The sequence below is a fragment of the Shewanella sp. TC10 genome (assembly GCF_009663145.1).
In the GTDB taxonomy this organism is placed as follows: domain Bacteria; phylum Pseudomonadota; class Gammaproteobacteria; order Enterobacterales; family Shewanellaceae; genus Shewanella.
The window spans coordinates 1-19,619 of sequence record NZ_VKHR01000043.1 but is presented as its reverse complement, the minus strand read 5'-3'; the positions used below and the strand labels follow the sequence as shown (position 1 = coordinate 19,619).

The 19,619-nt window shown below is 39.8% G+C and carries 13 protein-coding genes and 1 other RNA gene; 12 read left to right on the top strand and 2 right to left on the bottom strand.

Annotated features, from left to right (window positions below):
• The first annotated feature begins 177 nt into the window (after positions 1–177).
• The 4 genes from dinG to FNZ24_RS14705 are packed head-to-tail and all read left to right on the top strand — an operon-like array spanning position 178 to position 4,420.
• Positions 178–2,253 carry an ATP-dependent DNA helicase DinG gene (dinG, locus tag FNZ24_RS14720; protein ID WP_153915493.1) on the top strand — a complete coding sequence of 692 codons (2,076 nt, stop codon included), beginning with the start codon at positions 178–180 and terminating at the stop codon, positions 2,251–2,253.
• Positions 2,254–2,261: 8 nt separating this feature from the next.
• Positions 2,262–3,035, top strand: coding sequence for a sulfite exporter TauE/SafE family protein (locus FNZ24_RS14715; protein WP_153915492.1), 774 nt, complete (start codon positions 2,262–2,264; stop codon positions 3,033–3,035).
• Positions 3,032–3,697 (top strand): primosomal replication protein, encoded by a 666-nt coding sequence (locus FNZ24_RS14710; RefSeq protein ID WP_228768503.1) that lies wholly within the window; start codon positions 3,032–3,034, stop codon positions 3,695–3,697. Before FNZ24_RS14715 ends, FNZ24_RS14710 begins: the two co-directional genes overlap by 4 nt.
• A gap of 9 nt (positions 3,698–3,706) precedes the next feature.
• A complete protein-coding gene (locus FNZ24_RS14705) occupies positions 3,707–4,420 on the top strand; it encodes a DUF2057 domain-containing protein (protein WP_153915490.1) in 714 nt (237 codons plus the stop codon).
• A 375-nt stretch (positions 4,421–4,795) separates the two neighbouring features.
• Here FNZ24_RS14705 and FNZ24_RS14700 read toward each other — a convergent pair whose 3' ends face one another.
• Complete coding sequence (locus tag FNZ24_RS14700; RefSeq protein ID WP_194945072.1) at positions 4,796–6,838, bottom strand: methyl-accepting chemotaxis protein; 2,043 nt, start codon at positions 6,836–6,838, stop codon at positions 4,796–4,798.
• Positions 6,839–7,222: 384 nt separating this feature from the next.
• Between FNZ24_RS14700 and FNZ24_RS14695 the strand changes: the two genes are divergently transcribed.
• On the top strand, positions 7,223–7,549 hold the full coding sequence (locus FNZ24_RS14695; RefSeq protein WP_153915488.1) for a late competence development ComFB family protein: 327 nt from the start codon (positions 7,223–7,225) through the stop codon (positions 7,547–7,549).
• Positions 7,550–7,657: 108 nt separating this feature from the next.
• Here FNZ24_RS14695 and ffs read toward each other — a convergent pair.
• Positions 7,658–7,754: signal recognition particle sRNA small type (gene ffs, locus FNZ24_RS14690), an RNA gene on the bottom strand.
• Positions 7,755–8,467: 713 nt separating this feature from the next.
• Here ffs and FNZ24_RS14685 point away from each other — a divergent pair.
• From FNZ24_RS14685 to FNZ24_RS14655, 7 genes are all read left to right on the top strand, one after another.
• On the top strand, positions 8,468–10,600 hold the full coding sequence (locus tag FNZ24_RS14685; RefSeq protein WP_194945071.1) for an OmcA/MtrC family decaheme c-type cytochrome: 2,133 nt from the start codon (positions 8,468–8,470) through the stop codon (positions 10,598–10,600).
• 280 nt (positions 10,601–10,880) lie between these two features.
• The gene (locus FNZ24_RS14680) at positions 10,881–12,863 is read left to right on the top strand and encodes an OmcA/MtrC family decaheme c-type cytochrome (protein WP_153915486.1); all 1,983 of its coding nucleotides are present in this window, start codon (positions 10,881–10,883) and stop codon (positions 12,861–12,863) included.
• An 82-nt stretch (positions 12,864–12,945) separates the two neighbouring features.
• Positions 12,946–13,935, top strand: coding sequence for a DmsE family decaheme c-type cytochrome (locus FNZ24_RS14675; protein WP_153915485.1), 990 nt, complete (start codon positions 12,946–12,948; stop codon positions 13,933–13,935).
• A gap of 12 nt (positions 13,936–13,947) precedes the next feature.
• Positions 13,948–16,035 (top strand): MtrB/PioB family decaheme-associated outer membrane protein, encoded by a 2,088-nt coding sequence (locus tag FNZ24_RS14670; RefSeq protein ID WP_153915484.1) that lies wholly within the window; start codon positions 13,948–13,950, stop codon positions 16,033–16,035.
• A 377-nt stretch (positions 16,036–16,412) separates the two neighbouring features.
• Positions 16,413–16,817 (top strand): hypothetical protein, encoded by a 405-nt coding sequence (locus tag FNZ24_RS14665; protein ID WP_153915483.1) that lies wholly within the window; start codon positions 16,413–16,415, stop codon positions 16,815–16,817.
• A 24-nt stretch (positions 16,818–16,841) separates the two neighbouring features.
• Entirely contained in the window at positions 16,842–17,993 is a 1,152-nt protein-coding gene (locus tag FNZ24_RS14660; protein WP_153915482.1) for a sugar diacid recognition domain-containing protein, read from the top strand.
• 201 nt (positions 17,994–18,194) lie between these two features.
• Positions 18,195–19,553, top strand: a complete 1,359-nt coding sequence (locus tag FNZ24_RS14655; RefSeq protein ID WP_153915481.1) for a GntP family permease — start codon at positions 18,195–18,197, stop codon at positions 19,551–19,553.
• Positions 19,554–19,619 lie beyond the last annotated feature (66 nt).

Here is a 19,619-nt window from a genome sequence, read left to right as displayed (position 1 = left end):
ACAGGCTAGATATGATTTTTTAAACATTTTCTTACGCAGCAAATTCATGACCTTTAAATGACAAGAGTTGTTTTAACATTCGATTATTTATACCGAACAATCAAAATCACTGTTATTATGTACAGCATATACCAGCAAATAAAGAATTAGTAAGTAAAGATTGCTAATGGGTCATACATGTTAACGGATCATATTAAAACTCAGATCCGCACTATCTATAAAGATATTGCGACTGCGATGCCAAATTTTCGTTCCCGCAGAGAACAAAACTATATGGTGGCAGAAATATCTAAAACGTTAGCAGGTGATTACGATAAGCAACGTCGTATCATGGTATGCGAAGCTGGAACCGGTATCGGTAAGTCTTTATCTTATATTCTAGGTACAATTCCTCTGGCTCTCGCTAGCAAAAAAAAGGTCTGTATTGCAACGGCAACTGTGGCACTTCAAGAGCAATTACTTCACAAAGATCTGCCCTTCTTTTTGCAACAATCTGGTGTCGACTTTAAATTTGGACTAGTTAAGGGCAGACAAAGATATGTTTGCCTTGCAAAACTTGCTGCCATGATAGGTCCAGAAGACACTTCACAAATGGCCATGTGGCAAACTAAGCCAGATCAAAGCCAGATTGATTTATTAAAAGCGCTGCATCAAGACTTTCAAGAAGGTAAATGGAATGGCGAGATTGATACCTTAAAACAACCATTACCAGACTTTCTATGGCAACAGATCTGCTGCGATAAACACAGCTGTCATCGCCAAATGTCGAGTCACCACAATTGCCCATTTCATAAAGCACGTGAAGATGTCGAGACATGGGACGTATTAATCGTTAACCATAGTTTATTATTTGCCGATTTAGAGCTCGGTGGCGGTGTCATTTTACCTGAGCCAGAGGACATGTTTTATGTCATTGATGAGGCCCATCACTTACCCACTGTCGCAAGAGATTTCTCTAGTGCACAGGCGACGCTTAGAGGCGCAAGTGATTGGTTAGAAAAAGCATCTAAAACATGCTCAAAACTACAAAACCAGCTTAAAACCACCCACATCATTGCGCCAGTACAAGCCATGCTGGACCATATTGGCGACTTAGTGACCCAACTTAATCAAGTGGCGCATTTTTGCGATACTCAGCCCAAACTATTTGCTAACCCAGAAACAAGGTTACGTTTCGAAAATGGTAAATTACCTGAGTCACTCTTAATCATGGCAGAAAATTTAGCCACAACTTCAAATCTAGCAGTTAAACAGTTTAACAAAATTCAATCAGTGCTCAGTGAAGCCATTAAAGATGGTGAACTGCCAAAGCATCAGTCTGAATCAGCCCTGTCTGAGGCTGGATTTATCCTGCAAAGACTCGAAAATTTAAGCAAACTATGGAAGATGCTCGCAAAAGAAGACTCCAAAAAAGGCGCACCAATGGCTAGATGGGCAGAGCTTATTACTGGTAAACAACAAGATTACTTGTTTTGCGCATCGCCTATTGAAGTCGGTTTTATGCTTGAGCATATGTTATGGCAAAAAGCCGCTGGCGTCGTTTTATGCAGCGCCACACTTAGAGCCTTAAATAATTTCAATCATTTTGCTCATCAGGTCGGTTTATCTCTTCACGACGGTAGTCGCTTTCTCGCATTATTATCCCCATTTGATTACGAGAATAATGCCACCTTATTCATACCTCAAATGAATAACGAACCGACAGAGGACAACTTCACAGATGAGTTAGCAGAACAAATCATCGCACTGGTTGAAGATGAAATGGCGACTTTGGTTTTGTTTGCCTCTTATTGGCAAATGGAGAAAGTAACAGACCAAGTCATTAGTAAAATCCCAAAAGAGCAACTTTTTGTTCAAGGCACTATGCCAAGGCAACAAATATTGCAGCAACATAAAAAACGTTGCGATGAAGGGAAACCCAGTATTATTTTTGGTACAGGTAGTTTTTCTGAAGGTTTAGATTTACCTGGTGACTATTTAACTAATTTGATTGTCACTAAGCTCCCTTTTGCAGTACCAACCTCTCCCGTTGAACAAGCACATGCTGAATACATCAAGAGTAAAGGTGGTAATCCATTCCTGCAGCTAACTATTCCTGACGCTTCACGCAAATTAATCCAGAGTTGTGGTAGATTACTTCGTAAAGAAGATGACTATGGTCGAGTTACCATTTTAGACCGACGTCTTATTACTAAGCGTTATGGCAAATCACTACTCGATGCCCTACCGCCATTTCGTAAAGTTATTGAATAGGTATTTATTTGGAATTCTTGTTAGATCCAAGTCATTGGATCATATTAGCCGTCATCGGTCTTGTCGCAGGGTTTATTGATGCCGTTGTCGGTGGTGGTGGGCTATTGTCTATTCCCGCTCTATTAACCATGGGGATCCCACCTCATTTAGCATTAGGCACTAATAAGCTGGCGGCTTGTTTTGGCTCTATCACTGCTGGTTACACATACTATAAGCAGCAACTCATAAGATTGAAGTTTTGGCGCACAGCCTTTATAGCAACATTCATAGGCGCAATATTAGGTAGCATCTTTGTTTACTTAATTGATGCAGCTTGGCTTGAAAAAATACTCCCCTTAGTCATCATCAGTATTGCGATTTATACCTTATTTAGCCCAAAAGCTATGGGTGAGAACTTAAAAGAGCCACCAATGACATCCCCTTGTAAGCAAAAACAAGTGGCGCAAGGAGTATTACTTGGTGGTTACGATGGTTTTGCAGGTCCAGGAATTGGAGCTTTCTGGACTGTATCGAGTATTAGATTACATAAGCTCCCTTTACTTAATAGTTGTGCTTTAGCGCGAGTCATGACATCGGTGAGTAACGTCACTGCATTGGTCATTTTTGCATTATTGGGTGAAGTTGATTGGATATTAGGACTGTGGATAGGCTTTTGCATGATGGCAGGATCATACATCGGCGCTAAATCAGCGATTAGATTTGGGATCCCTTTTGTTAAGCCACTATTTATTATTACTGTATTATCTATAGCTGCGCACCTTGCATGGACGGCTTGGTTATGAGAAATACCAATCAGCTTATCTATCAATTAAAGCAGCAACTCAGTGCCCTTGAACAAGATGCTCTTCATCATGATCAACACTTGCCTGCACAGCAAAAGAAAATGTTGCAGGACATTGAACGGTTTAACTCGCAACTATTTATTCAACAAGGGGCGCAACTTAGCCCTTGCATTCAGCAACTAAAAAAAGATATCCAGCAATTAGAAAAGCAACTTTCGCTCAAACTTGATGTCAAAATTATCGAATTAAGCTGCCAGCGTATTCAAGATCGGTTTACAGCATTAAGGCGTGCACTGGTTACCACCAATTTAAATGTGAATACAGCTGAGCAAAAACGAGCAAATAGTCGAGCTCGATATGCTAAAAAGCAGCAACAGCAGCACTCCGACAGTGGTTTTGCATGGATAGCAAGCAATGTCATGAAGAATAGCCATCAAATTTATCAGGAATTAAATAAACATTTGAATTGGGCTACAACTTTTGAACAAAAAATTGCAGAAATGGAAACTAAGCTTGCAAACTGTCACAGTACTGACAAAATCACGATACAAAATGAAATCCTTTCTCTACATCGAAGATTAGGGAAATGTCGTCAAGCAATTAGCTATATTGAAGAGCGCATTCAAATGTTTGAACGACCGTATCGAAATAACAATCGTTAAGGAGCAACAATGAAATTTTCTCTTCCGCTAAGTGCTGCATTATTAGCATTAGTCACATCAAGCTCAGCTATGGCGGCTAACCTTACTATCCCAATGTCGTTTGAATATCTTGCGCTTGATGGTAAAGAAATCGATACCAATATGTTCACCCATAAAACAAATTTAGATCTAGAAAATGGAAACCATAAAATTGCGATTCGTTATCATGACATGATAGATGATGATTTCAGTGACAGTCAGAGCTTCATTAAGTCTTCACCGTTTATTATTGATATCACCGTAGATGGTGATCATGAATATCTTCTAAAGCCTATCGATGGCGAATTTGTCAAAAAACCTAAAACGTTTGCTAAAGATCCACAAGTGGTTATCTCTCGTAAAGATAACGGTTCTGTAAACTACACTGTTACGCAAACAAATTACCAAGAAAGTAGCTTTATCAGTAATTTATTCAGCGGTAATAAGGGTGAAGATATTGATGCCCTTTCAGCCTCTGCAACTGACAGCAACACAAAAGCCATGCCTGTTGCTGCAGTAGCAACCAGTGCCACAGTAGCAGCAACTGCTCCTGCATCACCAAAAGCTAAAATGCCAGCAACTGCAGATGTACCTGCTGGCGAACAATCTTCCACTCATCCAGAACAAATGCTTCAATACTGGTGGTTACAAGCAGATGAAGAAACAAGAAAAGAATTCATGAGCTGGGCAATCAAACAGTTATAACATTTCTGTTATTCAACAATTGCTTTTGTTGGTGCACTAGCTACCCCAAGCTAGTGTTGCCAACAACGTGCCCGAACATGATGACATTCATTCATCGGATCAACACCATTAAAGAAAATATTATTTCAGCTCATGCGAACTAATAACTCAATATTGCTACTAGTGAATATTGAAATTTTAGTTAACCGACCTTTTCAATAAACTTGTTTTCTCTTTTCATTATTTTCAAATACTGCATTGATCTCGCCAGCAATTAATCTACTCAATCAAAATAATCAATTTATAAACCACCAAATAAACCTAAGAAGTATTTAACATTGAAATTTTGGCATAAACATTCGAACCATTTAGTTTGCCAAATACCTGACATTCTTATTAATCATACTGAACAGCGTTAGTGTGAGGCTCGATATAGGCAACTTTTTTGCCTTTACCATTGTAGTTACTTTGCAAGCCGTGTTCTTCGAAGATCTCGTTTAAGGCTTTCTTTTGCTCGGTGTTAGGTTGTTCAAACCTCAGATGTAATTGTGTTTTACCTGTTTGGTCCTTTGTTTCATCAATTATATGACCTGCTATATCGAACTTATTATTATTTCCTTTATGGAGGTAAGAAAAGTTGAGTACTATAGGTAGTTCCTTGTTCAAATGGACTCTGCCAGGCACAACAAGCTTTACTCCGCCCATACTAATGTCTTTTGTTAACCCCTGAGCTTGCTGATTGCCTTGGCTTAAAGAAAAATGAAGGCCAGTCAACAGACGAGGAAAATTTCGTTTTTCAGAAGCTGGTTTAGTTTTGGACTTAAGTGAGGCTTCTAGAGAAAAACGCTGCAATAAATCAGTTACATTATTTGAGACTATCGATAATTGCTCCGCGACAAGAGACGATGTTTCTGATTTATTGTGGCTTTCTTCAATAATCGTTTGTAACTCCTCCTGTGTCCCCTTCAATATATCTAATTGCAGGTTCTGGTTATCGACTTGCTCATCAATACTTTGCTGAGCTTGAGCCACAAGTTGAATTTTTTCAGTAACTTCAAGAATACCTTTCTCAGTTTGTTTCGAAGTCTCACGACTTTGTTCTACTTTTTTAGTAACCTCCCCCATGCTATTAACGACTTGCTGCACGCCTTCTGTAAGCTGAGTAATGAGCTTAGCAATTTCATCGGTTGAGCTACCCGTTCTTGCCGCAAGACTGCGCACCTCATCAGCAACAACAGCAAAACCCCGACCTTGTTCTCCTGCTCTAGCAGCTTCTATAGCGGCATTTAGCGCAAGCAGATTGGTTTGCTCAGAAATAGCGCGAATAGCATCCACAATACCATATACTTTTTCTGCAGAATGGCTGAGGTCTTGTATAAAACTACTGGCTTTTATCGTTTCTTCTGAAGTAGTTGTCATCATGCTGATATTTTCACCGACTAACTTTGAAGCATTAGTCGATAGCTTGTTACATTGAGTTACCATGGAAAGTGTTTCGGCAGCAATCTCACTTAAACGCTTTGTCGACACTTCAAGAGTCTGTGAGTTCTCATACATATCGCTAAAATGTTGTTGTTCATTACGGTTGGCTTGGCTGATTTGACCTGAGAGCTCAGAAACCTGGGTAGATGATAAGCCAATACTACTGGAAGCCTGTTGAATTTCATGAAGTGCTTCTTGCAATGATTCGCGCATGAGTTCGATATGATGCGCTAACATTCCTATTTCATTTTTGCTTATAATTTCAGTTAATTCCGATGCAGCTCTTAAATCACCACGACTAATTTTCCGGCTACTACTAACCAGAAGATTAATCGGTTGAGTGATACCTTTTATCACTAACAGAGCAATTAATGATGCCAAAACCACCATAATTACAGCAAGACCAATACTGTTATTAACTAGGGTATTTAGTTTTAGCTCAGAGTAGTCAGCATAAATAAGCACGGCTTTGTTCATCGCAGCCATGGTTTTATGGTTGATTTCTAAGAATGCGTTAGCATTCGCCCCTGTAGGCTCTGCTTCTAAATTATGGGCGGCAGTTAGTTGTTGCTTCCATAATTGCTCAACTTGATAAAGCTGTTCTGTAAACGGTTGATATTGCGGTTTAGGTAAAGTGATTGATTTTGTTAACCCCAAATCTGCATAGGTTTGACCACCGTTTATGAGAGCATTAAGTGAAGTTTCATATAGTTTTACGGTTTTATCTGCATTAAGTAAAACAGGAAACTGCTGGTCTTGAAGCTTACTTCGATAAAGCTCTTCAGCAGAAAATTTCTTGGTCAACATGCGTTGACGACCAGCTATGTTAACGATTTGAGCATCATCATGATTTTGCTTTAATGAACTTATAACAAGGATAACTTCACCCATCATTGCTACAGCAAGCAACAACGGAAGTACAAATAGTTTTTTCCGGATTGAAATAGATTTGAACATAAACGGCATCCTTGCAAATTAATGGCTTCATTAGTATAGAACATATTGAAAGGCTTACCGAATTATCCTATCGTCATTTTTCTCACTATAACCTAGGTTAATTGCAACAACTTAAGAAAACTTCAACTTAGGCTCAATTCAGACCTTGAAACCCGGTCAGACTATTTATTTTGGTAAATACTGATGTTGTAACAGCAGATATTTTAGTGCGTGATAAGTTATATTTAATGCAGCTAAACAAGCTAATATCCCTATTGCAGCAGTCATAAGGGGTGGTTACAGCAGAAATGAAGCTGAATTAACCCATTTTCATAGCCAACTTTTTATTGCAGCCAACTCAATCTGGTAGCAAACTAATATAAAGTCATTCTCTTGGAGTAAAATATGCAAGTTGATATCCGTAATTACTATGAAGTTTTACTAATGGAAATACTAAGGGATGAAGGCTTAATGGAAGAGCTACCTGAAGAGTATTTGGCTGATTTATGCTGTGTAACCTTAAACCAATTACCCGTTCGTTATATTAGGCATTTAGTTGATACCTACTTTTTCGAAGATTATAACGAACTGCAAACCATGAAAAATGAAATTCAAGTTGCATTAGAGAAATCACGTGCGTTTTTAAAGGCAAATTTGAAAAGACGAATTGCCGAGGAGGAAGCTGAAGCAAAAGCAAAACTTGAAGCGTTGCCGATTATAGAAAATAATTAGCTGAAACTGCGTGACTGCAGGCCAATAATTAACAGCAAATAATATTGGTATAGAATTATTATAAAAAGCTAATTGATATAGAAAGAAAACAAGAGGAATTTGGAGGTTCCCCTAGAGCCACACCCCGGCACACGAGTCACTTGCTGCGGTTGCTCCCTTCCAGGCCTGGCCGAGTTCACAAGTTATCATTGCGGGGGGACCCTAAGGTCACCATAGATTTCACATAAAACATGTTTTATGTGAACGGCAGGATTATCCCCTAAGCCATTAGCATGATCAAGTTAAATCAGCCCACTTTTACCATCTTTATGTCTGTTTGAGTGAAGATCATTCAATTCACTCGTTATTTGTTCAAGCAGCTGCGGATTAATGCGTTTCAATGCTAGTTTTTATCAGAAATATTCCATTTGTAAAAACTTGAAACAAAGTTGCTGATTAGAACAGACTCTCAACCAACCACCACTGAGACATTTGTCACACTTTTAACAAAAAACCGCTAACACCTCTCCCAAATAGCACAAAAAAATCAATTTTTAAGCACACAAGTCACATAAAACACTTATTATTAGTAATGGCAATTTTAGCAGTAAGTAATGTATTGGATGGTACGTTAGTTAATGATTTCATTAATTAAGCTTACTCAAATTGAATATTCCAAATGCTTAAGCGTAGATCGCAATAATCACACAGGCGCAACAAAAGTGATTTAAGCGGTTTTTAAATTTTACAATTTCAACATTTTAACTTTCAAAATGTAGAATTAAGTAATACCTCTTTCGGAATAGTAAGATCTAAATCACAGTGATTTTAGAGCTAACTCAATAAAATGAAAGGGCTTATAAATAAGCTTGGATATGATCCATACACTTGATTTTATGATGAAGAATGAAGTGAAAAAATTTCTTGCAGGGAACAATGATGAAAAAATTCAATTTCAATACTACTGCTAAAGCGGTATTTAGTGCAGGCCTTTTGGCAGTAGCGCTTACTGGTTGTGGCAGTGACGGAACAGATGGTGAAGATGGTGAAGATGGCATCGTCGGTAAACCAATAGGTACAGTATCAGCGTTAACGAGTACTATTACTACTGCTAGCGTTGATGAAAACCAATTTTTAACTGTTAACTTTAAACTAGGTGATGCTAATGGTGTAGCCGTTGTTGGCTTAACACAAACAGATATAGCCGCTATTTCTTTTGGACGTGTTGGTTCTGCTGATGAACCTGGCGAAGATGAAATTGTTAACCCAAGTGTCGATAGACAAATTTGGTTAAGTTATTTCAACAAAGATAAAGGTGACGGTTACTTTACTGGTTCTAACTATTTCGATGGCAGTAAAAGTGAGTGTGAAGATTGTTTCGTAGATAATCAAGACGGCAGTTACACAATCACAATTGATCAGGCTATCGACACTTTAGACAAGTACGATTACATGGCAGACGCAACTAACGGCGTTTACATGTCAATCAAAGCAACAAATAACAGTTCAGAAACTATGGTTAACAATAGTTTCTTTTACTGGGTTCCCGCTACTGATGTTGAAGTAGAAAAGCCACTTCAAATTCTTGCAAACTCAGATTGTCAAACATGTCACCGAGCAGGACAAGCTGGTGAGCTATCAATGCATGGTAGCAAACACAATACTGAAGAAGCCTGTTCTTTCTGTCACACCGATTACAACAGCTACAGTAAGCAAGATACTGATGCAGACGGTAACCCGATTGGTGAAGCTTACGAATATGATGGTTCGATTAAAGGTATGGTTCACAGCATCCATACAACGGCGAACTTCTCTGACGATGGCGTTTACCCGCAAATGACATCTAATTGTTTGACTTGTCATAACCCAAATGAAGAGTTCAACTTAACTGACAGCTGGAAAGCTGATGTTGATACCACTGCATGTTGGAGCTGTCATAGCCCAAGCCCTGCAGCTGAAGCTGCTGGTGTCCCAGCCTCTCATCAACAAGGTAACAACTGTTTAGATTGTCATAAAGATGGTGAGCGTGCTCGCGGTGCTAATGAAGCCCATTATGATTTAAACAGTAACTTCTTAGCGACTGAGTTAAAAGTTGAATTTTCATCTATGACTGTTGCTGAAGATGAGTCAGAAATCACAGTTAATTTCACTGTTAAAAATGGCGATGAACTAGTAGCAATTAATCAAATTGATCCACGCCCTTATCAATACGGTGGGTTTAATAGTGCAATCGTTATCAATGGCGTACTAACTGATGACTTCTTGGTTAACTATCAAAAAGTAGGTTATGACACATTCACAGAAGAAGCAGATGGTTCAATTACTGCGACTATTAGTGCTGATGACTTTGAAATTGCGACATTGATTGATGCAGGTTCTACTATTGCTTTAAGCAGCCAATTACATGTTTGTTCGGGTAAAGGGGTAATTGAGTACTGTGACGTCGATGAGTTAGATGCAGGTAATCAAGAAGCACCTTATGTCACGTCTGATACCTTCTACTTTAACCTAGATGGCACGTCAGTAGCTGAATCTCCACGTATGCAACACGCAGAAATGGCTGACTGTCAACAATGTCATACGACTCAAATTACTCATCGCTACACAAATGATATCGATGGTTGTGCTTCTTGTCATAACGGAACTCGCGCCACTTCTGGTGGAGAGTCATCTAACTTAGCGACTAAAGTTCACTCTAAGCATTATGTTTATGATTCAAGTGGTTCTTTATTCTTTAAGAAGACAGAGTGTCAAGCATGTCATGGTGATGATGGCTACTCAATCCAAGGGATCACCGCAGAGTCTACTCCGGTAGCGTTTGGTAGTGATGACCTAGGCTTGTTAGTTGTATCCCCTCAAACCGCAGCGTGTGTTAGTTGTCACGTACCTCCTTACGGATTAACTGAATCAACTATTCAGCACATTGAATCCAATGGCGGAGTTGTAGGAACCATTGATAGTTTAGGTATACCTGAAGCGGATTATGAAGCGTTAAATGTGATAGAGACTTGTTCTACTTGTCACAACGATAATCAGCTTCTTGAAGCTCACTCTGATTGGGGTGGACAATAAAGGCTAGTTAGCAAAATAAAGAGTCGCCACCGTGCGACTCTTTTTTGCTTTAAGCCAATAAAAACAAGGTTTGGCTTGGAAAAAATATACCTCTTTAGAAATAGACCGATCTGCTTCACAGTATCAGGCTAGATATAAAGATTTTTCTCTAGTTGTGGATTAACCTTGTAATTGATGAATTTAAAAACCCAAAAAAGCTAAATTGACTCAATAGACTATGTATCTAGGCAAGATTAAAAGCCACGTCAAATTTAAGCGATGTCTTATTATGCAGGGACAAATGATGAACAAGAAAAATTCTAAAATAGCACTGATGCTTGTAGCAAGTGCGGTCAGCGTAGCCTTAACAGGCTGTGGCAGTGACGGTGATGACGGCAAAGACGGTAACCCAGGACTTCCTGGTGGTACCCCTGCTGAGGCCATTGAACAGTTAAACTTAGAAGTGCTTTCTGTTACTTACGCAGATAACATGCCTACAGTTAAAGTTTATGCGACTAATGAAGATGATGAAGCAGTAGTCGGCTTAAAAGACTTTTCAATTGAAAATGCAGCTCAACTTATCCCTGCAGGCGCTACTGGCGCTGGTAACAGTGCAAACTGGCAGAAGCTTGGTTCGACTTCAACATTTGTTGATAATAAGAATGGTAGCTACGAGTTTACTTTCGAAACCTTCGATACTGAAACCTTCGACACAGAGCTAACTCAACGTTTTAACGTTGTAGCAGAAGCGTCGACTTTATTAGACGGCGTAACTACCGTTCCTGTTAGCGAAATCGTTGCAGACTTTGATGGTGAAGGCTACGAAGCTTTATACACTAAAAACATCGTTTCTCATGAAGTATGTGCAAGCTGTCACGCTGAAGGTGAAAAGATTTATCACAAAGCAACGACTGTTGAAACTTGTATCACATGTCATACCCAAGAATGGGCAGATGGTCGTGGTAAACCTGAAGTTGCTTTTGCTCACTTAGTTCATAACGTTCATAACTCTAATAAAGTTTGGGGTCGTGACGATTACACAGCTGAAACCGCACACGCAATCGTTCAAGACAACTGCCAAACTTGTCACGTTGAATCTGAAGAGTTAACAGAATGGGGTAACTGGACACGTATTCCAACTATGGAAACATGTACTAGTTGTCACACAGGCATCGATTTTGAAGCTGGCGAAGGTCACTCTCAGCAATCTGATAACTCAAACTGTATTGCTTGTCATAACGCAAGCTGGACAGAAGAAATTCACACTGGTGGTTTCGTAGAGAAGAAAGCCTTTATCGATATGTACGGTATGTCTTCTACTCTAACTGTTAATTCTGATACATCAGCAACCTTATCAGTTTCTATCACTGATGCTGCCGGTACTGCTGTTGATGCATCTACATTAGTTAGCAAAATCCAACGTATAGAAACGATTACTAACGTTGGCCCTAACTTCCCTATCATGGGTTACAACGCAAGCCCAGGTAGCGGCTTAGCAAAAGTTGCTTACGATTTGGTTAGCGGTGGTGAACTAGCTGCTGACGTTACAATCGTTGCTGGAAACATTGAATACACTATTCCTTCATTACCATTTGGTGAGTACTCACCAGCAGGTATACAAGATACTGATACGGCATTTAGCTTCATTGGTTTAGAAATGTGTAATGACGGTACAAATGCTGTTGATTGTGCTGAAGACATTGCTACTACTAGCATGAAAGCTGATTTAGTATTTGGCACTCTTTCTGGTGAAGCGCCTAGCATGCGTCACACTGATTCAGTTGCATTTAATACTTGTGAAAACTGTCACGGCGAAACCTTTGAAATACACAAAGGCTACCATGCTGGCTTTGTCATGACTGAGCAATTAGGTCGTGAAAATGCAGATGGTGAAGTGGTTGTTGGTGTTGACGGTTGTGTGACTTGTCATACTCCAGACGGTACTTACGCTTCAGGTGGAAACCAAGGTGCACTTGAAATGAAACTTCATAGTGTTCATGGTGAGCAAGGTATCATCAGTGACTGTACTCAGTGTCATAATGACTTCAACCTTGACGCATTTAAACAGAAAGGTGCATTAGCGACTTCAGCTGGTGAATACACCACACCAATCACAGCAACTTGTGCATCATGTCATGGATTTGATGAAATCAAAGCTCACGCTGAAGGTCAAGGCGCTGTAGTTAATGGTTCTTACGATGATGCCAATGCATCAGCTCAACTAGAGTTCTGTATGGGTTGTCATAAGCCTACCATTTTCGATCACACTCAGGTGAACATGTAATTTCAAATAAGGGAGGAGCTTGCTTCTCCCTTACTTTACCAAAATCACATATACATCATGAGCTAGATTGGGAAGCCTAACTATGAAAATCAAAATGAAACTAAATTCTATCATCCCAACATTTGTGGCAGTTGTATTGCTATCTCTTGGGATGTCTCACTCGGCTTACGCGTCGAAGTGGGATGCTAAAATGACACCTGACGAAGTTGAAGCTGTTCTTGATAAGAAATTTGAAGAAGGCAGTTACTCACCAAAAGGTGCCGACTCTTGTTTAATGTGTCACAGACGCTCTGAAAAAGTCATGGATATCTTTAAAGGTGTTCACGGCGCAATCGAATCATCAAAAAGCCCTATGGCTGGACTTCAATGTGAAGCATGTCATGGCCCAATGGGTAAACATAACCGCGGTGGTAATGAACCTGTTATCGCATTTGGTCCTGATTCAACCTTAGCACCTGAAAAACAAAACAGTGTTTGTATGGGCTGTCACTTAGATGACGACCGTATGTCTTGGAATACTAGCCATCACGATAATGCTGATGTTGCTTGTGCTTCATGTCACAGCGTACATACAGCTAACGACCCTATTCTATCTAAAAAGACTGAAATGGAAGTGTGTACTAGCTGTCATACACAACAAAAAACAGATATGAATAAGCGCTCTAGTCATCCAATGCAATGGAACCAAATGACTTGTAGTGATTGTCATAATCCTCATGGAAGCATGGCTGATTCAGACCTGGTTAAACCAAGTGTGAACGAGACTTGTTATTCATGTCACGCTGAAAAACGTGGTCCTAAACTTTGGGAACATGCTCCTGTAACTGAAAACTGTGTAACGTGTCATAACCCACACGGTTCAGTGAATGAAGGAATGCTTAAAACTCGTGCTCCACAACTTTGTCAGCAATGTCATGCCAGCGATGGCCATGCAAGCAATGCTTACTTAGGGAATACAGGTATGGGTTCTAATGTTGGTGATAATGCCTTTACTGGTGGCCGCAGTTGTTTGAATTGTCATAGCCAAGTACATGGTTCTAACCACCCTTCTGGCAAATTACTTCAGCGTTAAGGATGTACGACTATGAAATTTAAACTGAATATTATCACCTTAGCGTTAGTTGCCAATGCAGGATTTGCAATGGCAGCAGATGGTTACGGTGTAGGCAATGCCAATACTGATAAAGTCAAATTCGACAAATGGGTTTGTAAAGGTTGTGCAGTTGAAACAGGCGTAACGGGAAGTGTTGGTGTTGGTGTTGGTTACAACAGCGAAGATGACATTCACTCAGCTAACGCATTTGGTAGCGATAACGAATTTGCACCTAAGCTAGACGCTGATGTTAACTATATCGGCGAGTCTGGTTACCGCGCTAAAGTTGAAGCGACGGACCTAGGTTTAGACAACGGCCGTTTAGATGTGAACGTCGGTAAATTAGGTCAATACAATTTGAACCTAAACTACCGTTCAATCGCAACATATGACTCAAACAGTGTCGTATCTCCATATCAAGGTATTGGCGGTTCAGAGTTAACCTTACCTGATAATTGGCAAACAGCTGGTTCAACTGACGGTATGACTGAGCTTTATAGTAGTCTGAACCCTTTTGAGCTTTCACTTAAACGTGAACGTGCTGGCCTTGGTTTCGAATATCAAACTGAGTCTATGTTCACAACATACGTGAATTATCAGCGTGAAGAAAAAACCGGCACTAAAACTGCGTCAGGTAGCTTCTTTAATCAGTCAATGATGATTGCAGAGCCTGTTGATTACACAACTGATACTATCAATGCTGGTATTAAGTTTAGTGGTTCAAACTGGTTCACCAGCTTAAACTATGACGGTTCTATCTTTAAAAATGATAATGCCCAATTAGGCTATGACAATGCGTTTAACCCAACGTTTGGAGCTCAAACACGCGGTTATATGGCACTGGACCCTGATAATGAATCACATATTGTTTCGCTACTAGGTCAATATACTGAAAATGGCACAGCTGTAAGTGGTCGCTTGATGTTTGGTCAAATGAGCCAAGATCAAGACCTAGTCACTTCAGGTTACGGTTACAGCGTACCAACAGAGTCTGTAGATGCAAAAGTTGACCTAACTGGTATGACACTAAAAGCTGCATCTCGTATCAATCGCAGTGTGCGCGTGTCTGGTAGCTACGATTACTCTGACCGTGAAAACAACACTAACATTGAAGAGTGGACTCAAATCAGCATCAACGATGTAAACGGACAAGTGGCATATAACACGCCATACGACCAAACTACACATCGTGCAAAAATCGCAGCTGATTACCGTATTACTCGCGGTATGAAACTTGATGGTGGAGTTGATTACAAGCGTGATGAGCGTAGTTACTCTGAACGTGAAGTCACAGAAGAAAGTACAGTTTGGGCTCGCTACCGTGTCAGCAGTTTTGAAAAATGGGACATGTGGGTAAAAGGCAGTTACGGTAACCGTGACGGTTCTGATTACCAAGCATCTGAGTGGACCTCGTCTGAGAATAACGACCTATTACGTAAATACTACTTAGCAGATCGTGATCGCAGCATGGTAGAAGCGCGTGTAAGTCATACACCAATCGAAGCATTAACAATTGATTTAGGTGTGCGTTATGCATTAGATGACTACAAGAACACTGAAATTGGTTTAACTGAGTCGAAAGACACTAGTTACGATATCAACTTCAACTACATGTTCAACAAAGATGTGATGTTGAATGCATTTTATAACCACCAGGTTATTGAATCACAACAGTCAGGTAGCAGTACTTTCTCAGGTCCTACTTGGCAAGCAGATATCGAAGATACCGTCGATGTTGTAGGTGCTAACTTAAGTTACAACAACTTAATGGATAGCCGCTTACGTTTAGGCTTAGATTACACTTACTCAGAGTCTGACAGTAACACTCAAGTTCGCCAAGGTATCACTGGTGACTACGGTGATTACTTTGCCAAAGTACATAACGTCAATTTATATGGTCAATACCAAGCCACTGAAAAAATGGCTTTCCGTTTAGATTATAAAATTGAAAAGTACTTAGATAATGATGCAGCAAATGATATCGCACCAGATGATATCTGGAATGTAATGAGCTTTGGTAGTAATAGCCATGACTACACTGCACATATGATTATGTTAAGCGTTAACTACAAGTTATAAGCTTGAGCTGATAGATTAAAAGCCTGCATTTATGCAGGCTTTTTTGTATCTGTTTTATATCTAGCATTGATCAAACTTGTCACTTTATGTGCCCGTATTCGCATTTATAGACAAAACACTCGTTATTGCTAAATTAACAAAAGCTATTCTAAACGATGTCGATTAAAATTTGATGCAAAGTGTATTATTAGACTCAAAATATCATGCCAAAAACACCCCTTATACTAACTGCTCTAGCTAGCTCGTTTTTAGCTATGCCTGCCTATGCCTCAACAACCTCAATGGCTAATGACAGCATACTTATTCTCATTGCTTTAATAGCATTTTCATTTATTAACACTATTGTGCAAGCCTGCTGCTATTTTTCAGGCCAATACGTGCAAGCCTCATTTAGCCAAAAACATGTCACAGTGTCATTGCTAATGCCTATTGCCGCGCTAATCGGCTTTATTAGTCAATACGAATCCTTTGCTCAGTTTGTTCTTTACTTCGGCGCAGTGGTGTTATCTATTGGTATGGCACTCATTCCAATGCCACTAACCAATAAAAAATCCCCTTCTCGACTTTCAGCGCTGATTTTACTAACAGGTGCCATAATCATTTTACCTCTCAGTGTCATCATCGCCCCGATAAGTTTATTCTCAATTGCCTTATGCCACATAGGGCTTAAACAAACGCAAGTGCCGCCATTTGCTAAGTTCGCAACAGTATTGACTTTATTAACCAGTTACGGTCTATTGTTTTACTGGCTTTATCAATTAATAAATCAAGTAGCGGGCTAAATCGCAGCCTATTCTGAGTGACATATGTATGTAATTGACAGTGCAATCGCTAATAGGATTGTAGACAGAACCATGAAAATCATTGGGCACAACATCAATGTGATGAATGCCCAAGGGGTCATTTTAGGTTCTGGCTCTAACGAGCGAATAGGCTCAATTCATGAAGGTGCTTTACTGGCAATTAGTCAAAACCGCAATGTTGAAATCAATCAAGATATCGCTCCAAGCCTACATGGCGTAAAATCAGGCCTTAATTTGCCTTTGCACTACCAAGGGCAAATTGTTGGCGTAATTGGTATCACTGGCAAACCAAGTGAACTTGCACAATATGGTGAATTACTAAAAATGACCGCTGAAATGATTGTCGAGCAAGCCAACTTACAAGACCAATTACAGTGGCAAAATAGACAAAAAGAAGAGTTTATCCTGCAGCTTATTAGAGCAGAGGACAAAGATGTCGATCAACTGACCCATTGGGGGCACCAGCTAGGAATTGATGTCACAGTAGAGCGTGTGGTCGCTATTATTGAAATAGAATCTGTTAATCAGCAACAAGTCCATAATAACCAAGCATTAAAACAAATAGTGCATTTATTACAATATCCTGATCGTAATAACCTCATTGCTATGACCTCGCTTAATCAATTGGTCATCTTAAAACCTGCTTACCTTGATGGTAAACAGTGGGATCCTGAACTTGAAAGCCACCGCATAGATAAACTCTTAAAGCGCATTCCTGCCAATATGGAATTAAGCCTCAACATTTCCTTAGGTCACTTCTTTTTAGGAATTGATGGAATAGCCAAATCTTATCGCACCGCAAAAGAAACCTTAGCAATTGGTAAAAGTTTAAATCCTGAGCGCAGTAAGTACCTATACGAAGACTATGCCTTACAGGTTATTTTCACAGGCCTTAAACAGCATTGGCGAGGTGATGCCCTTTCAGCACCTTATTTAAAGTTGGTTGAAGCGGATAAAAATGGCGTGCTACAAAAGACTTTATCGACTTATATTCAACATATTGGCGATCATAAGCAATGTGCAGAAGTGCTGTTTATCCATCGCAATACACTCCGTTATCGTTTAGACAAAATTCAACAAATCACTGGCACTAATTTGCAAGAATTTCACCATTTGCTCAATTTATACCTAGGTCAAATTATGCATCAAACTTGATGCAACAAAGCTCATTTCATAGTTAGAACAATCGAATTAACCTAAGTCATAACGCAAACACAATTTTTTGTGCAGTCGCACACATATAAATCACTTTAGCCTATAAAATTTGTATCATTGCACAAAGCATATGTTAGACAAGTTTTCAATAATACGCCTACAAAAACAACATATCTTTATACCCTGACCAGAGACGTTATCATGAGCATGATCTTGATATTAATTGGCGTAATTGCATTTATCGTTATTGCGACTTCAAAGTTTAAATTACATCCCTTTTTAACCCTTATTTTGGCTTCTTTTTTAGCCGCTTTCGCCTATGGATTACCAAGTGCTGACATAGCTAAAACCATCACTAGTGGTTTTGGTGGCATTTTAGGATACATAGGTTTAGTTATTGTTCTAGGTACCATTATCGGTACTATTTTAGAAAAAAGTGGTGCAGCAATTACCATGGCTGACGTAGTGATAAAAGTGCTTGGAAAGCGCTTCCCAACGTTAACAATGTCAATTATTGGTTATATCGTCTCTATCCCAGTTTTTTGTGATTCTGGTTTCGTGATTTTAAACTCGCTAAAACAGTCTATGGCAAACCGTATGAAGGTTTCTAGCGTCTCAATGAGTGTTGCATTAGCGACAGGTTTATACGCAACCCACACATTTGTGCCTCCCACTCCAGGACCTATTGCAGCTGCGGGTAATTTAGGTTTAGAAAACCAGCTAGGCTTGGTCATTGCCATTGGTGTGTTCGTTGCCGCAACAGCAGCTTTTGCTGGTACCTTGTGGGCAAACCGATTTGCCAACGAGCAACCAGACGGTGAAGGTGCAGAAGAGCTCAATAATCAATTAGAAGATTACGAAACCTTAAAGAAAAGCTATGGTGAGTTACCTAGCCCGACAAAAGCATTCGCGCCAATTTTTGTTCCAATATTGCTAATTTGTTTAGGCTCTATTGCAAACTTCCCTTCTGCGCCATTAGGTAAGGAATCTGTGTTTGATATCTTAATGTTCTTAGGTCAACCCGTTAATGCACTTATGATTGGTTTGTTATTAGCCATTCCTTTATTAAAAAGCTCAGACAAAATTAAAGAGTTTAGTGACCGCATTAGCCAAGGCTTGGTTGTAGCAGCGCCTATTTTGTTAATCACAGGTGCCGGCGGCGCATTCGGCGCGGTTTTAAAAGCAACAGAAATTGGTACTTTCCTTGGCAGTAGTTTATCTGCACTAGGTGTGGGTATCTTTATGCCGTTTATCGTTGCTGCAGCGCTTAAATCAGCTCAAGGCTCATCAACAGTCGCTCTTGTGGCAACTTCAGCTTTAGTCGCCCCACTACTGGGCGATATTGGTCTTGCAAGTGATATGGGACGCGTATTAACTGTTATGGCTATTGGTGCAGGTGCCATGACTGTATCTCATGCTAATGACAGCTTCTTCTGGGTCGTTACCCAATTCAGTCGCATGAGTGTTAAACAAGCTTATCGAGCTCAAACAATGGCAACTCTAGTTCAAGGTTTAACAGCCATGACACTGGTTTACATTCTGAGTTTAGTTTTACTTTAGTTCTTCATTAGTTTTGCCTTGCCACCCTATACAGGGTGGCAAGGCAAAACTAATGAAGAACTAAAG

Bases quoted from the DNA above. Each gene is read 5' to 3' on its own strand.
- dinG (WP_153915493.1), top strand. From the start codon at position 178: ATGTTAACGGATCATATTAAAACTCAGATCCGCACTATCTATAAAGAT.
- FNZ24_RS14710 (WP_228768503.1), top strand. From the start codon at position 3,032: ATGAGAAATACCAATCAGCTTATCTATCAATTAAAGCAGCAACTCAGT.
- FNZ24_RS14705 (WP_153915490.1), top strand. From the start codon at position 3,707: ATGAAATTTTCTCTTCCGCTAAGTGCTGCATTATTAGCATTAGTCACA.
- FNZ24_RS14700 (WP_194945072.1), bottom strand. From the start codon at position 6,838: ATGTTCAAATCTATTTCAATCCGGAAAAAACTATTTGTACTTCCGTTG.
- FNZ24_RS14695 (WP_153915488.1), top strand. From the start codon at position 7,223: ATGCAAGTTGATATCCGTAATTACTATGAAGTTTTACTAATGGAAATA.
- FNZ24_RS14685 (WP_194945071.1), top strand. From the start codon at position 8,468: ATGAAAAAATTCAATTTCAATACTACTGCTAAAGCGGTATTTAGTGCA.
- FNZ24_RS14680 (WP_153915486.1), top strand. From the start codon at position 10,881: ATGATGAACAAGAAAAATTCTAAAATAGCACTGATGCTTGTAGCAAGT.
- FNZ24_RS14675 (WP_153915485.1), top strand. From the start codon at position 12,946: ATGAAAATCAAAATGAAACTAAATTCTATCATCCCAACATTTGTGGCA.
- FNZ24_RS14670 (WP_153915484.1), top strand. From the start codon at position 13,948: ATGAAATTTAAACTGAATATTATCACCTTAGCGTTAGTTGCCAATGCA.
- FNZ24_RS14660 (WP_153915482.1), top strand. From the start codon at position 16,842: ATGTATGTAATTGACAGTGCAATCGCTAATAGGATTGTAGACAGAACC.
- FNZ24_RS14655 (WP_153915481.1), top strand. From the start codon at position 18,195: ATGAGCATGATCTTGATATTAATTGGCGTAATTGCATTTATCGTTATT.